This is a genomic window from Alcaligenes sp. Marseille-Q7550, assembly GCF_965112015.1.
This window is the reverse complement of sequence record NZ_CBCOPU010000002.1, coordinates 1,128,175-1,142,734: the sequence shown is the minus strand read 5'-3', so window position 1 is coordinate 1,142,734 and position 14,560 is coordinate 1,128,175. Positions and strand designations below refer to the sequence as shown.

At 66.3% G+C, this 14,560-nt stretch carries 12 protein-coding genes, 1 tRNA gene and 2 pseudogenes; 5 read left to right on the top strand and 10 right to left on the bottom strand.

The features are described 5' to 3' along the window. Positions 1-119 precede the first annotated feature (119 nt). The 3 genes from mnmH to ACWPWO_RS14830 form a co-directional block, all read right to left on the bottom strand. Positions 120-1,214 carry a tRNA 2-selenouridine(34) synthase MnmH gene (mnmH, locus tag ACWPWO_RS14840; RefSeq protein ID WP_454007230.1) on the bottom strand — a complete coding sequence of 365 codons (1,095 nt, stop codon included), beginning with the start codon at positions 1,212-1,214 and terminating at the stop codon, positions 120-122. Continuing rightward, positions 1,214-2,248, bottom strand: a complete 1,035-nt coding sequence (gene selD, locus ACWPWO_RS14835; RefSeq protein ID WP_454007229.1) for a selenide, water dikinase SelD — start codon at positions 2,246-2,248, stop codon at positions 1,214-1,216. Before selD ends, mnmH begins: the two co-directional genes overlap by 1 nt. Positions 2,249-2,772: 524 nt before the next feature. Continuing rightward, positions 2,773-3,858 (bottom strand): hypothetical protein, encoded by a 1,086-nt coding sequence (locus ACWPWO_RS14830; protein WP_454007228.1) that lies wholly within the window; start codon positions 3,856-3,858, stop codon positions 2,773-2,775. A 314-nt stretch (positions 3,859-4,172) separates the two neighbouring features. Between ACWPWO_RS14830 and ACWPWO_RS14825 the strand changes: the two genes are divergently transcribed. The 4 genes from ACWPWO_RS14825 (at position 4,173) to ACWPWO_RS14810 (ending at position 7,287) form a co-directional block, all read left to right on the top strand. Continuing rightward, positions 4,173-5,141: a Bug family tripartite tricarboxylate transporter substrate binding protein gene (locus ACWPWO_RS14825; protein WP_454007227.1), complete on the top strand. Its 969-nt coding sequence runs from the start codon at positions 4,173-4,175 to the stop codon at positions 5,139-5,141. 10 nt (positions 5,142-5,151) lie between these two features. After that, a complete protein-coding gene (locus ACWPWO_RS14820) occupies positions 5,152-5,763 on the top strand; it encodes a glutathione S-transferase family protein (RefSeq protein ID WP_454007226.1) in 612 nt (203 codons plus the stop codon). 46 nt (positions 5,764-5,809) lie between these two features. Further along, the gene (locus ACWPWO_RS14815) at positions 5,810-6,592 is read left to right on the top strand and encodes an aldolase (RefSeq protein WP_454007225.1); all 783 of its coding nucleotides are present in this window, start codon (positions 5,810-5,812) and stop codon (positions 6,590-6,592) included. 80 nt (positions 6,593-6,672) lie between these two features. After that, on the top strand, positions 6,673-7,287 hold the full coding sequence (locus ACWPWO_RS14810) for a helix-turn-helix domain-containing protein (RefSeq protein WP_454007224.1): 615 nt from the start codon (positions 6,673-6,675) through the stop codon (positions 7,285-7,287). On the opposite strand, the gene ACWPWO_RS14805 is transcribed toward ACWPWO_RS14810, so the two are convergent. Next, entirely contained in the window at positions 7,266-7,538 is a 273-nt protein-coding gene (locus ACWPWO_RS14805; RefSeq protein ID WP_454007223.1) for a hypothetical protein, read from the bottom strand. The two genes, ACWPWO_RS14810 and ACWPWO_RS14805, sit on opposite strands and share 22 nt — an antisense overlap. Positions 7,539-7,634: 96 nt before the next feature. On the opposite strand from ACWPWO_RS14805, the gene ACWPWO_RS14800 reads away from it, so the two are divergent. Further along, positions 7,635-8,453 (top strand): AraC family transcriptional regulator, encoded by an 819-nt coding sequence (locus ACWPWO_RS14800; protein ID WP_454007222.1) that lies wholly within the window; start codon positions 7,635-7,637, stop codon positions 8,451-8,453. Here ACWPWO_RS14800 and ACWPWO_RS14795 read toward each other — a convergent pair. The 6 genes and pseudogenes from ACWPWO_RS14795 to fdxH form a co-directional block, all read right to left on the bottom strand. Further along, positions 8,411-8,506 (bottom strand) — tRNA-Sec (locus ACWPWO_RS14795). The two genes, ACWPWO_RS14800 and ACWPWO_RS14795, sit on opposite strands and share 43 nt — an antisense overlap. A gap of 19 nt (positions 8,507-8,525) precedes the next feature. Continuing rightward, positions 8,526-10,472: a selenocysteine-specific translation elongation factor gene (gene selB, locus ACWPWO_RS14790; RefSeq protein ID WP_454007221.1), complete on the bottom strand. Its 1,947-nt coding sequence runs from the start codon at positions 10,470-10,472 to the stop codon at positions 8,526-8,528. Beyond that, positions 10,469-11,904: pseudogene (gene selA / locus ACWPWO_RS14785) on the bottom strand (L-seryl-tRNA(Sec) selenium transferase). The gene selB and the pseudogene selA overlap by 4 nt, the downstream one beginning before the upstream one ends. A 73-nt stretch (positions 11,905-11,977) precedes the next feature. Beyond that, positions 11,978-12,903 (bottom strand): annotated as a pseudogene (fdhE, locus tag ACWPWO_RS14780) (formate dehydrogenase accessory protein FdhE). A gap of 85 nt (positions 12,904-12,988) precedes the next feature. Next, entirely contained in the window at positions 12,989-13,642 is a 654-nt protein-coding gene (locus ACWPWO_RS14775; RefSeq protein ID WP_454007220.1) for a formate dehydrogenase subunit gamma, read from the bottom strand. Beyond that, positions 13,635-14,552 (bottom strand): formate dehydrogenase subunit beta, encoded by a 918-nt coding sequence (fdxH, locus tag ACWPWO_RS14770; RefSeq protein ID WP_394062305.1) that lies wholly within the window; start codon positions 14,550-14,552, stop codon positions 13,635-13,637. The genes ACWPWO_RS14775 and fdxH overlap by 8 nt, the downstream gene beginning before the upstream one ends. Positions 14,553-14,560: the final 8 nt, after the last annotated feature.

The window sequence follows — 14,560 nt, the reverse complement described above, 5'->3', positions numbered from 1 at the left end:
CCCGGCGGGCCGAAACTTACCCAGGAGTGTGGAGAATTACCTTATCGTCTGATTTTCTGTGCCGAGCGCGCAGGACGGCACCGCCCGGCGTGCAGGCGCAACACGGGGACGGGGTATGGCTAGCTCTGGCGGCGCAGGTAGTCCAGCACGGCGGGAGCGTCCCCCTGGAAGATCACGCGGCCGGCTTTTTGCTGGCGCTGGTAGGCGTACATGGGGTCGTAGTATTGGATCAGCAGGCCGCTGATCCAGTCGCGGTGTCCGTCAACCATGCCGCTGCGCCTTTGCTCGGCCAGGGCGGCGTCCATGATGGCGGCCAGCTGCTCGTGGCGCTGGCGGCCCAGGCGCTTGACGATGCGGTCCAGGCTCTGGCGCAGACGCTGGGCGAACAGCTCGAACCCGGCATCCTCGCCGTGGGCGGCCGTGAATTCGGCCCGCAGATCCACCACATAGTCGCGCAGGATGCGCTCGATGCGGTTCTCCAGGCTGTCTTCCAGCCAGACGATGGGCCATTCCTGCATGCCCCGGTACAGCTCCAGGGGCAGGCTGCAGCTGCCGATGAGCTGGCTTTCGTCTTCCAGCACGAAGTGCCGGTGGCCGCGGGCGGATTTCTTCAGCATGTCGATAGACAGCCGGTTTTCGAAGTCGATCTGGGCCGGCTGCGGCGCGGCATGCTTGCCGAAGCTCGATCCGCGGTGATGGGCGTGGCCTTCCAGGTCCAGGCTGTGGTCCAGCTGCTTGAGCACGTCCGTCTTGCCGGTGCCCGTCATGCCGCCCAGCACGGTGAAGCGGGCGGCGGCGATGGTTTGATCGATATTGTCCAGCAGGAAGCCGCGCATGGCCTTGTAGCCGCCGATGACGCGCGGGTAGGCCACGCCGGTCTCGGCCAGCAGCCAGGCCTGCGTGATCTGGGACCGCAGGCCGCCGCGAAAGCAGTACAGGTAGCCGTCCGGGTGCGCCTGGACGAATTGCGCCCAGGCCTGGAGGCGCCGGCGCTTGATATCGCCGCTGACCAGCCGGTGGCCCAGCTCCATGGCGGCGTTCTGGCCGTGCTCCTGGTAGCAGATGCCGACCTGACGGCGTTCCTCGTCGTTCATCAGGGGCAAATTGACGGCGTTGGGAAAGGCGCCCTTGCTGAATTCGACCGGTGCGCGGGCGTCCATCAGGGGAACGTCGTTCAGGAACAGCTCGCGGTAATTCTGGGTGTTCTGGCGCATCAACGGACTTCGACGGCGTGGGCCTGTTGCCGAACCAGTTCGCCGATGGGCTCCAGCGCCAGGCCCAGTTCGGCCGCCGCGGCCAGGAACTCGGCCTCGCCGGACGGCTCCACGGCCACCAGCAGCCCGCCGCTGGTCTGCGGATCGCACAGCAGGTCGACCTGATCCTGGCTGATGGCGGCGATGCGGTGGCCGTAGCTGTCGAAGTTGCGGCCGGTGCCGCCGGGCACGCAGCCCTCGGCCAGGTAATGTTCTATGCCGGGCAGGCGCGGGACGCGGTCCACGTCCAGGAGCGCGGTCAGGCCGCTGCCGTCGGCCATCTCGACCAAGTGGCCCAGCAGGCCGAAGCCGGTCACGTCCGTCATGGCCTTGACGCCGGCCAGGCGGCCGAAGCGGCTGCCGGGCTTGTTCAGGGTGCACATCCAGTCGCGCGCCAGGTTGACGTCTTGCGGACGCAGCTTGGCCTTCTTCTCCGCGGTGGTCAGGATGCCGATGCCCAGCGGCTTGGTCAAGTACAGCCGGCAGCCTTCGGTGGCGGTGTCGTTGCGCTTCATGCGGGCCTTGTCCACCACGCCGGTCACGGCCAGGCCGAAGATGGGTTCGGGAGCGTCGATGGAATGGCCGCCCGCCAGCGCGATGCCGGCGGCGTCGCAGGCAGCCCGGCCGCCGCGCACCACTTCGCGGGCCACCTCCGGCGGCAGCACATTGACCGGCCAGCCCAGGATGGCGATGGCCATCACGGGGTCGCCGCCCATGGCGTAGATGTCGCTGATGGCGTTGGTCGCGGCGATGCGGCCGAAGTCGAAGGGATCGTCCACGATGGGCATGAAGAAGTCCGTGGTCGAGACCACGCCGCGCTCCTCGTCCAGCCCGTACACGGCCGCGTCATCGCGCGAGGCGTTGCCCACCCACAGGCGCGGATCCAGGTTCTGGGCGCCGCTGCCCGCCAGGATCACGTCCAGCACCTTGGGCGAAATCTTGCAGCCGCAGCCGGCTCCATGACTGTATTGGGTCAGGCGAATGGGAGTATCCATGAGGTGTGCACGCAATGAGTGGGGTGAAGTTGAAATGATACTAAATTGTGTGAGGACGTATTGACTGTTTGATAGCAGAGTGAGTCTTTGTGAAGACGCCGTTCAAGACGTGTGCGAGCCAGGCTGGGCTGACTGTTTGCCGGTGCTGCGCACCGGTTCCCTTGTCGGGGGATTGCTCCGGGCGCGTCCTAAACTCGCGGGGTGTCTCGTCCAGTGGACGAGACACAAGCGTCCCGCTCGAACAGGTGAATAAGGGCCTGCTGGGCAATCCCCCGCCTGCGGCAAACCGCCTGACCCGCCCTACCTGGCTCGCACACGTCTTGAACGGCTCACAATGATCACTGCATCAACCATCTGGTAATGGCGGCACAGCCATGAAGACTTGATTAACAGGTACTGGCCTTGCGGGCTAGGGCCGATTCTATTGATGGCTTTGGGGCGGATTGTGCGAAACGTATTGCCTGTTTGATAGCGAAGGGAGTCTTTGCGAGGCAGTCGTTCAAGAGGGATACAAAGACATGTGGTCAGGGAAATATCAGCGGCTGTGTGATCTGCGCCAGCTTGTCCTGGTCTACCCACTGAGCGAATTGATCGCCCAGGCGCTGGCTTTGGGTGACGGCGTTTTGCCAATGTCGGCGCCTTGCCGGGTCGGGCAGGCGCTTGTAGTCGGAACGATCCGGTATTTTCCGTTCCTCGAGCCGGTCCAGGAAACGGGGGGTTGGGCAGATCATGATGAGATCGTCCAGCATGTGGGGGCGGCGGGCTTTCTGCCAACGAGGCAGGTATTTGTCGAACCAGTTGGCGCTGATGGTCTGGCCAAAGTGTGGGAACAAGGTGAAGCCGGGGCCCGTCAAGCCCAAGGTGCAGAAGTTGTAGTCGACCAGGCCGCCGTCCCGATACATTCCAGACGGCCAGTTGGATGCGGCGCTGACTGCCTGGATGGGCAGCGGAATAGCTGTCGTTGCCGTCAGGGTGTCAAAGAGGTTGCCTTGCTCGAGCGCTGCATAACTGGCCTGTTCTTTGTGCATTTCGTGGACAGGCAAGGGCGCCCGCGGGTCGTGAACGATGACGCGCTCAAAGAACAGTCGGGGAATGGAAGAGTGCAAATAGTTGCCTAGCAGGCACGCGCCCAAGGCAAGGCTCAGTTGTCTGTGATTGTCGGAGCAGGTCCAGCCTTTGCAGCGTGCAATGCTGATAGCGAGGCGATAGCGTGGGTTGTCGATGATGGCGGATTGCTCGGCTACGCTTCCGATCAGCGAGCGCAACATGTCGTGCGTGGCGCGCGTGATGTCCGAAGCACATGCTCGTACGGGCAGCGAGCATTCCACATAAAGCTGCGCAAAGTGTTCGAAGGCGGCGCGAGACTCAGGCTGGGCAGCGCGCGCAATTCGCAAGGCGGCGATGGAGCTGCCGAAAAGCCAGAGCGGTTGCCGGCTTGTCGTCAGCCAATCGCCAAACAGGTACTGATCCAGGCCCGTCAGCGCCAGCGCTTTTGGTCCACCGGCGCTGCCGATCAATTTGCCGATGTCTTTTGCCTGCAAGCCATTGCTTTGAATATGCCGGTAGGCGCGTGCGCCTGCATAGATGGCGAGATCAGCTGCGGTAGACATCGAAAGTTGGCTCCTGACCTTCGGTTTTCTGAACATTGAGGCAAAGAGCCCCAGTCTACCTTTGTTTTTTAAATTACGTAATTTGACGCGTTTTGCTGAAAGTTGTTGGTTGGTTTTTTGCAGAACGCGCAGATTGGTTCTGTAGTTTGGATATGGCAACCCAATGTGCAACAGAAAAGTGAGCTCGGTCTTGTTCAGCAGTCTGCAAACAGACACATCATCATGGAAACAAATTCCTCTACTTGACACATCGTGTCTTTAAAAGAAGAATGTGTCTTGAACAATTCAAAATTCAAAAGTTCAGGAGACATCACATGAAGAAGACTGTGCGGATGCTGGCGGCCGGGTGGGCGGTCGCCATGGCCATGGGGACGGCGCAGGCCGCGGAATTCCCGAGCCAGCCCTTGAGGCTGATCGTGCCCTTCGGGGCCGGCGGCATCACGGACCTCATCGCGCGCCAGCTCGCCCAGCAGATGGGGCAGCAGCTCGGGCAGACGGTGATCGTGGAAAACAAGGCGGGCGCGGGCGGCATGATCGCCGCCCAGGCGGCGCAGAGCGCCAGGCCGGACGGGTACACCATATTCATGGGCACGGTGGGCACGCAGGTGGTCAATCCCCTGATCATGTCCAGGGTCAGCTACGATCCGCAGGCCTTTTCGCCCATAGGCATGGTGACGGGCTCGCCCTACGTGCTGGCGGTGCGCTCGGACCTGGGCGTGGACAGCTACGCCCAACTGGTCGACAAGGCCCGCCATGCGCCGGGCAGTCTCAATTTTGGTTCGGCCGGGGTGGGCAGTTCGCCGCATCTGGGCATGGAACTGTTCAAGCTGACCGGACAGGTCGATGTGCTGCACATTCCGTTCAAGAGCGGCGGCGAAGCCGTCAGCGCCGTGGTCGGCAGGCACGCGGACATGGTGATGGACGCCATTCCCGTGGTCATGCCGCAGGTCCAGGCGGGCAAGCTCAAGGCCCTGGTGCTGGCCGACGGGCAGCGTTCCGCGGCTGCGCCCGAGGTGCCGTCCAGTGCGGAACTGGGCGCGCCGGACCTGCAGATCAGCTCCTGGAATGCTTTGCTGGCGCCGCCAGGCACGCCGCCGCAGGTCGTGGCCGCGCTGGGCCAGGCCCTGCAGCGGACCCTGGCCGATCCGGATTTCAAGGCGCGCATGGCGCAGCAGGGCAGCCAGGTCTATGCAGGCACGCCCCAGGAATACCAGGACTTCATCGCCGCCGAGCGCCGCAAGTGGCGGCACATCGTGCAGACGGCCCGGATCACCCTTGATTGAGGAACGAATCATGACGACACCCGCCCTGGAATTGGTCGACACCGTTTATTCCGGCAATGGCTGGAAGGTGCGCCTGCTGTGCGGCTACCTGGGCCTGACCGTGCGGCGCCGCAGCCTGTCCATCGTGGACGGCGACCTGGAAACGGAGGATTTCCGGCGCATCAATCCCTGGAGACAGGTGCCGGTGCTGCGCACCGTCGAGGGGCCATGGCTGGCGGAATCCTGCGCCATCCTGTGGCATCTGGCCCAGGACACGGGCTTCCTGCCCAAGGACAGGCTGGGCCAATCGCAAGTGCTGCAGTGGCTGTCCGTCGAGCAGACCGAGCGCACGGTCAATCTGGCCCAGCCGCGCCTGTGGGTGCATCTGCGCCGCACCATGTCGCCGGACGCTCCACCGCCGGTGGCGCGGCGGGAGCAGGGCTGCCGTGCCCTGGCGCACATGGACAGCCATCTGCGGACCCGTTCCTGTTTCGTGGGCGAGGCGCCCAGCATCGCGGACGTCGCCTTGTTTCCCTACACCTATATGGCGGGTGAAGGCGGCTACGATCTGCAGCCGTATCCGCACGTGCGCGACTGGCTGGCGCGCATGCAGGCCCTGCCGGGCTATGTCCCGCTGCTATGAAGACCTTGAACAGGTTTCAAGACATCCATTTGTTGAAGGAGTTGATATGAGCGACACCATGAGCCTGCCCAAGTCGGTATTGATTGCGCAGGCGCAAAGCCAGATGCAGGCCCAGTTCGAGATACCCGAACGCAGCGTGCGCGAGAAGCTGGCCCTGACCTGCCGCATCCTGTTCGACGGCGGCCACGATTCAGGGCTGGCCGGGCAGATCACGGCCAGAGGCGAGCAGGACGGCGTCTATTTCACGCAGCAGCTGGGCTTGGGGTTCGACGAGGTAACCGCATCCAACATCCTGCTGGTGGACCAGGACCTGAACGTGCTCGAAGGCCGGGGCATGCCCAATCCGGCCAACCGCTTCCATTCCTGGATCTACCAGGTCCGGCCGGACGTCAATTGCATCATCCACACCCATCCCCTGCACGCCGCCGCCCTGTCCATGCTGGAAGTCCCGCTGGAAGTGTCCCACATGGACAACTGCCCCTTGTACGAGGACTGCGCTTTCCTGAAGGACTGGCCGGGCGTGCCCGTGGGCAATGAGGAAGGCCGGATCATCTCGCAGGCTCTGGGGGACAAGCGGGCCATCCTGCTGTCGCACCACGGCATGCTGGTGGCCGCTGAATCCATCGAGGAGGCCTGCGTACTGGCCCTGCAGTTCGAGCGCGCCGCCCGCATGCAGTTGCTGGCGATGTCGGCGGGCCGCATCAAGCCCATCGCGCCGGAGCTGGGGCGGGAGGCGCACGACTGGATCCTGAAGCCGCGGCGCTCGCAGATCGGGTTCGAATATCACGCCCGGCAGGCTTTGAAACGCCACGCGGACGTTCTTGAGTAGAATAAGAGGCTGCTTTTTACACGGGCGCTCCGGCCGGCCTGCTTCAGGCCGGCGCCGGGCGCCACGCCTTTTGTTCGCCCATGACCAATCTTCCTTTCCGGCTGCGCGCCCTGCGCCGCCAACACAGCCTGTCGCTGGAACAACTGGCCCAGCGCACCGGCCTGACCAAAAGCTACCTGTCCAAGCTGGAGCGGGCCGTCAGCGCGCCATCCATCTCCACCGTGGTCAAGCTGGCCCAGGCGTATGGCATGGGCGTATCGCAACTGATCGGCGAGGCCGACCTGGATCAGGACGAAAGCGTGTGCATCGTGCGCCGGGCCGACCGCCTGCCGCTGCCGGGCCATCGGGGCCAGGACGGCTATCGCTACGAGGCCATGGCGGGACGGCGGCGTTTCCGTCTGATGAATCCCTTCATCATCTATCCGCCCCATGAAAAGCAGGAGCAGGCCTCCACTTTTCCGCACTCGGGCGAGGAGTTCGTCTTCGTGGTCGCGGGGCGGATCCAGGTCACCATTGCCGAGCACAGCTTCACGCTGGAAGAGGGGGATTCGGTGTACTTCGATTCCGAGCTGCCTCACAGCGTGCTTAGCCTGGGGCCCGAACAGGCCCAGGTGCTGGCGGTCACCTGTTCAGAAGCTGGCGCTATAGGGGGGCCTGCGCCGGGCCGGGACGATCAGGCTCGGTTGACGCCCTGATCGTCCAATCCCAGGTAGGCGGCCAGGGCCGGGTCCCGGACCGCCAGCACCTCGAATAGCCCCAATGCCTGCAGCGCGGGCAGGATGGCCCGCATGTCCCGGCCGGCGCGCCCGCGTTCCGGTTCAGGGGCGGCGGGGTCGGCCCATAGTCGGGCGCTGGCCAGAAACGCGCCCACGCTGCCTTTGCGTATGACGACGCCGTTGCGGCTCACGTGATTCTGGTCGTCGGGCAGGATGTCTTCGGCTCGCATGATGTTCTCCACTGAAAAAGATTCCATCATGTTAGGTAGCAGGCCATGGCTTGTGTGCGTTATAAAAGCCAATCCATAGCTCATTCACGCCAATTCATGACTTTGCCGCTTATTTCGCCTTTGCTGGCCGGTTCTGAAGATGGGCCCGCCGTGCTGGCGGTGGCCCGGCAATCCGGCGAGCAGCGCGCCACGCCGACGCATCGCCATGCGCGCGGCCAGTTGCTGGGCGCCTCGCAAGGGCTGTTGACGGTGGAGGCGGGACGCCACCGCTGGGTGGTGCCGGCCACCCATGCCGTCTGGGTGCCGCCGGGGCTGATGCATAGCCTGCGTTCGCATGGTCCGTTCGCCGGCTGGAGCGTCTATGTGCAGCCGCAGGCGTGCCGGCTCCTGTCCAACCGCGCCTGCGTGCTGCAGGTGTCCGGCTTGCTGCGGGAGGCGGTGATCCGGGCCGCGACCTGGGAAGGGCAAGCCTGGACGCCGGAGCGGCAGCGTCTGGCCGCGGTGTTGCTGGACGAGATACGCGCTTTGCCCGAGCAGGACCTGGGCTTGCCTCTGCCCGCCGATGCGCGCCTGCTGCGCATTGCCCAGGCCTTGATCGACCGGCCGGGCGACGATCGCAGCCTGAACGCCTGGGCGCAGTGGGCGGGATTGGCGCCGCGCACGCTCAGCCGTCGTTATGTCGCGGAAACCGGCTTCAGCCTGATGGCTTGGCGTCAGCGCGTGCGTCTGTTGCGCGCGCTGGAATTGCTGGCGCAGGGTCGGGCGGTGGGAAGTATTGCCTTGGAGCTGGGCTATGACAATATCAGCGCCTTCATTGCCTTGTTCCGGCGCGAGTTCGGCGTGACGCCGGGCCGCTGGCATGAAGGGAAAGATGGCGGAAAGCAGCAGGAGTCGAACCTACCTGGGAACGTCTGACGCCCCCAACCGGGTTTGAAGCCCGGCCGTGCCACCGGGCACGGATGCTTTCCGCGAAGCCCACATCATACTTTAGGGCAGGTCGGCCTTCAAATTCGTCCCGGGCGCATCCGGCCAGGTCTCGCCGCGCCGGACGTGGCGGTCGCGCAGGCGGCGAGTGTAGCCGATGCGGTCGAAAAACTCCAGGATCTGGATGGCACGCTTGCGGCCCAGGCCGGTGGCGTCGCGAAACTGCGCGGCGCTCACGCCCTTGCCCGCGTCCAGCTCGGCGACGACAAGGGCCAGCCGCGCCGTCTGGTCGCGGTGGTAGAACAGGTCATGCACGATCTGGAACAGTTCGCCCTGGCGCACCAGCCGGCGCAGCAGGGCGCGCACGCGTTCTTCCGATTCGCCCAGCTCGCGGGCCAGGTCGCGCATCCAGGGGGGATCGAAGCCGCCGGCCTCGATGCGCGGCAGCAATTCTTCCGCCAGGGCGGCGTCCTCGGCCGTCAGGGCGACGCGGTGCCCCGGACGATGCAGCCAGGCGCCCTGGCGGACCAACCGGCCCAGGGCCAGCAGTTGTTCGCAGACCAGTTGCCAGACGGCATCGGGCATGGTGGGAGCCGCCATGCGCCGCAGCCGGCTAGGGGACAGGCCGGGCTCGTCGGGGTTGCGCTCATGGAAATCCAGTGCGGCGTTTTCCACCTGGGCACAGAGCGCTTCCAGACGCGCATCGCTCAAGAGGATGCGCTCGCCTTGCGGGCGGGCGGGGTCGTGCCACCGAGCCCTAGGCGGCGGGACCAGCCGGTCGGCGCGGCCGCCGGCCAGGCGCAGCAGGGCGGATTCCTCCAGCCCGTAGGGCGCCTGGTCCAGCAGGTCGGCCAGGTCGCCGCCGCGCGCCCAGCCCGCCAGGGCGTCCAGCCAAGCCAGCCGGGCTGCGGAGCGGCGCTTGCGGTCCGGCGCGCCGGGATCCAGCACGATGCCGCCGCCCACGGTCTCGCGGGCCTGGGCGTTGCGCAGGATGAAGCGTTCGCCCGTCACCGTGCAGATCGCTCGTTCAAAGACCAGTTGGACCTTGCCGGTCTGGCCGGGCTGCAGCGCCTCGCCGTCCAGCGGCACAGCGTGCGCGGTCAGGTGGGCGGCGCCCAGATGCACATGCCAGGGTGACCAGGCGCGCAGCGGACCATCGGCCTTGTCCAGCAGCGTCAGTTCCACGTCGATGCGCGCCGACGGGACGAAGCAGCGCGCATCGGCCAGCCAGTCTCCCCGCGAGATGTCCTGTACGTCCACGCCGCCCAGGTTCAGGGCGCAGCGCTGGCCGGCCAGGGCCTGGCGGGCCGGCCGGTTCTGGGCATGGATGCCGCGCACGCGTACGGGCCTGCCCTGGGGCATCAGGCGCAGGTCCGGAAGCGGGCCGTCCAGGTCCAGCAGGCCGCCGTGCACGGTCCCCGTCACGATGGTGCCGTGCCCCTGCAAGGTGAAGACGCGGTCGATGGCCTGCCGGAAGTAACCTTCCCTGTCCTGCACGGCCGACTGCATGGCGCGTTCGTGCAGGTGGCGGCGCAGCGGCTCCACGCCGGGCGCGCCGCTGGAGACGGCATCCACCACGAAAACCGGCGCGTCCTGCAGAAAAGTGGATTGCACCAGCGCGGCGACCTCGGAGCGTACCTGGGCGATGCGCTGTTCGTCGGCCCGGTCGGCCTTGCTCAGCACGATGGCGCCTTCCCGCAGGCCCAACAGCTCCAGCACGGCCATGTGTTCGCGCGTCTGCGGCATCACGCCGTCGTCGGCCGCCACGATGAGCAGGCCGAAGTCTATGCCCGTGGCTCCGGCGACCATGGTGTGGACCAGGCGCTCGTGGCCGGGCACGTCGATGAAGCCCAGCACTTCGCCGTTGGCCAGCGGCGTGTAGGCATAGCCCAGTTCGATGGAGATGCCGCGTTTCTTCTCTTCCTGCAGCCTATCGGTGTCCACGCCCGTCAGGGCGCGCACCAGGGTGGTCTTGCCGTGGTCGATGTGTCCTGCCGTGCCGACGATCATGTGCTTTGTTCTGCAGTCAGTTGCGCGGTGAAATCGGGCTCCTGGCTTTCTTCCAGGCAGCGCAGGTCCAGCCACAGCGCATCATCGGCGATGCGTCCGATGACGGGCCTGGGCAGTTCGCGCAGCCGGGTTTCCAGGCGTGTCAGGTGCCGCCCCGGACGGCCCGGCCCCGCATGGCGGATGCGCAGGCCGCAACTGGGCAGCACGTCCTCGGGCAGGGCGCCGCTGCCGATCTGGCTGAACAGCGCGGCCGGTTCCACGGCGAAATCCGCGCCCGCCCAGGACTGCAGGACGGGCACCAGGCGGGCGGCCTGTTCCGTCATGGCCGAGGCGGGGCGGGTGAACAGGCGCAAGGTGGTCAGGCGTTCGGGCAGCAGCTCGGGCGCGCGGTACAGGGCCAGCACGGGCTCCAGGGCGGCCAGGGTCAGCTTGCCCACGCGCAGGGCGCGCTTGAGCGGGTTCTTCTTGATCTTGCGGATGAGTTCGGCGCGGCCCACGATCAGGCCGGCCTGCGGGCCGCCCAGCAGCTTGTCGCCGCTGAAGGTGACGATGTCCGCGCCCGCCTGTATGGTTTCGCGCACGGTGGGCTCGGGCGGCAGCCCCCATTGCGCCAGGTCCACCAGCGTGCCGCTGCCCAGGTCCACGCTGGCAGGCAGGCCGTGCGCATGCGCGATGTCGGCCACCTGGCCCACGTCCACGCTCTTGGTGAAGCCCTTGACCGCGTAGTTGCTGCAATGGACCTTCATCAGCATGGCCGTGCGCGGGCCGATGGCGTTTTCATAGTCGGCGGCATGGGTGCGGTTGGTCGTGCCGATCTCCACCAATCGCGCGCCCGCGCGCTTCATGATGTCGGGAATGCGGAAGGCGCCGCCGATCTCGACCAGTTCGCCGCGCGATACCACGCTTTCGCGCCGGTCGCTGAGGGTATTGAGCATCAGCAGCACGGCGGCGGCATTGTTGTTGACCACGGTGGCGGCCTCCGCGCCGGTCAGTTCGCACAGCAGCGGCTCGATCAGGTCGTCCCGGTCGCCTCGTCCGCCGGTTTCCAGGTCGAATTCCAGGTTGGCGGGGAAGTCAGCGCACGGACCACGGCTTGCACGGACTGGTCCGGCAGCAGGGCGCGGCCCAGATTGGTGTGCAGCACGGTGCCGGTCAGGTTGTAGACCGGGCGCAGCCGGGATTCGTTGCGCGCCGCCAGGCGGGCTTGCAGGGCCTGGGCCAGGGCCGGCGTGTCCAGGGCGCTCCGGTCCAGCTTTCCTTGCAGGGCGGCGTCGCGCAAGTCCTGCAGGCAGGCGCGCATGAGCTGGCCGACCTGGGTGTGGCCGTAGGCCTGGAGCAGCGGTGCGAACTCGGGCGAGCGCAGCAGGCGATCCAGCGATGGGATGTCTTTGGCGCCGGCCGGCGCCTCGGGGGAAAGAGTCGCAGTGTTCATCGTGCAAAGGCTACCACGGAGTCCGGATGGAATCGACAGGCGGACGCCGCCGCCGCCCGTCTGCCGGTTCAGATCAGGACTGCTGCCACAGCAGTGGGTTGCCGCTGGAGCGGGAGTAGCCTTCCTCGCCCATGAGCACGTCCAGGGCCAGGCTGGCCAGGTCGTCGGCCACCGGGTCCACGCCCAGTTGCTTTTCCTGGTAGAAGATCTTGCGATAGGTGTGGCAGTTGTCGCAGGACTCGGCCTTGATGCCTTCGGGGCCGTCCTCGATGGCATGATAGGCCACGCTCTTGGTGCTTTCGCAATGCGAGCAGGTGACGCGCACCAGGTGCCATTCCAGCGAGCAGCGCGGGCAGCACAGGTAGCGGCAGCCGTCCTCGCGTCCGCCCACGCGCACGATGCTGGCCACGGGCAGGCTGCCGCAGGCCGGGCAGACGCCGAAGGGACTGGTGACCGGGAGCTGCCTTTCGTCCAGCGAGCAGGCCAGGTGGGTCCAGTAGACCTGCAGGGCCGCCATCACGAAGGGGCGGCGGCGCCGTCGTCCTCGGCCAATTGTTCGGCCAGCAGGGCGTCGGCCAGTTCCTCGATGGCCTGCGGCTGGTCCTGCAATTGCGCCAGCAGGCCCCGGCACACGTTCACGGCGGCCTCAGGCACGCCCGGCGCTTGCGTCATGTGGTTCAGCAGGCCGGTCAGGATGGCGCGCCAGCGGGCGTCGCGCTTCCAGCCGGAGGCCAGCAGCGGCGGCATGCCGTGGGTGCGGGCGGTCTCGATCAGCTCGGCCGGCAGCGGCGTGTCGGGCAGGGCGGCCAGTTCGCGGTGCTGGCCGTCCACCAGGACGGCCAGCAGGTTCAGGTAGGCGCCGGCGGGATTGTCGGCGGCCAGCTGGCGCAGGCGGGCGGCGCGGTCGGCAAAGACGCTGGCCCGCACCGGCAGGCGCAGCCGGGGGATGGACGTGTGGTCCAGACTTTCGATCTCGCCGCGCGGAAGGATGCGTTGCAAGGCAGACTCCTGAAACAAGGCAGCCATGCGCGCATGCGGGCATGGCTGCCGGTGGTTGGCCCGGGATCGCCGGGCCGGTGACGACCTACTTGGTCTGGCGGGTGGGGCGCTTGCCCACTTCTTCGCGGAACCAGGCCCTGTGGTGCTTCCAGGCCCAGCCGCGGCTGACGGTGCCGCGCGTCATGGCCTTGACCGAGCCCTTGACCCAGATGCCGGCGTAGATGTGCACGATGATCGCGCAAATCATCAGCAGCGCGAAGACCGCGTGCAGCACCGAGGCCAGGCGTATGGCCCAGATGGGGAAGTAGAGCGAGAAATACTCGCGCCACATCACCACCCCGGTCACCAGCAGGCCCAGCACCAGCAGCACCAGCGCGAAGAACAGGACCTTCTGGCCGGCGTTGTAGCGGCCCACGTCGGGGATGCGCTCGTCCCTGGCATTGAGCACGTCGTTGAAATGGCGCAGCCAGGTCGCGTCGCCGCGGTCGAAGGTGTTGTGGCGCACCATGCGGGCGGCGAACACGAAGAAGCACACGAACAGCACCACGCCGATGAACGGATGCAGGATGCGCGTCCAGGGGCCGCCGCCGAACAGGTTGCTCAGCCAGAACAGGGAAGGGTGGAACAGCGCCAGCCCCGACAGCGCCAGCAGCACGAAGCTGATGGCGATGATCCAGTGGTTGATGCGCTGGCCGGCGGTGTAGCGCACTATCATTCTGTCGCGTTTATGCTCAGTCATGATGGACCTCCTCGATCCGTCGTGCTTCCTCATCGGCGCGGCGTTCGTCTTCCTCGTCCGTCTCGTTCGGGCCGGTACGGATGTAGTGGAAGAAGCCGAACAGGGCGGTCAATGCCATCGCGGCCACGCCCAGGGGCTTGGCCACGCCTTTCCAGAGCGAGACCATGGGGCTGATCTGCGGGTCCTTGGGCAGGTCGCTGTACAGTTCGGGCTTGTCGGCGTGATGCAGCACGTACATGACGTGCGTGCCGCCCACCCCGGCCGGGTCGTACAGGCCGGCGTTCTCGAAACCGCGCGACTTCAGGTCTTCAATGCGTTCGGAGGCGTGCTGCTTCATGTCCTCCTTGGTGCCGAAGACGATGGCCCCGGTCGGGCAGGTCTTGGCGCAGGCCGGTTCCTGCCCCACGGCCACCCGGTCCGAGCACAAGGTGCACTTGTAGGCCTTCTTGTCCTTTTCCGAGATGCGCGGGACGTCGAACGGGCAGCCCGTGACGCAATAGCCGCAGCCTATGCAGTTCTCCTCGTGGAAATCCACGATGCCGTTGGTGTACTGCACGATGGCGCCCGGCGAGGGGCAGGCCTTCAGGCAGCCCGGATCCTCGCAGTGCATGCAGCCGTCCTTGCGGATCAGCCATTCCAGGTCGCCGGCGGGGTTCTCGTACTCCGCAAAGCGCATGATGGTCCAGGACTTGTCGGTCAGGTCCGCGGGGTTGTCGTACACCCCCACGTTCTCGCCGATTTCGTCGCGCACGTCGTTCCACTCCATGCACGCGACCTGGCAGGCCTTGCAGCCTATGCACTTGCTGGTGTCGATGAGCTTGGCCACCTCCCCGCCCACGGGCTCGCGCACGCTGGGCGAAGGGGTGGTGGTGGCGGAGCGCCGCTTGATATCCAATGATTGCAATGCCATGGCTTACT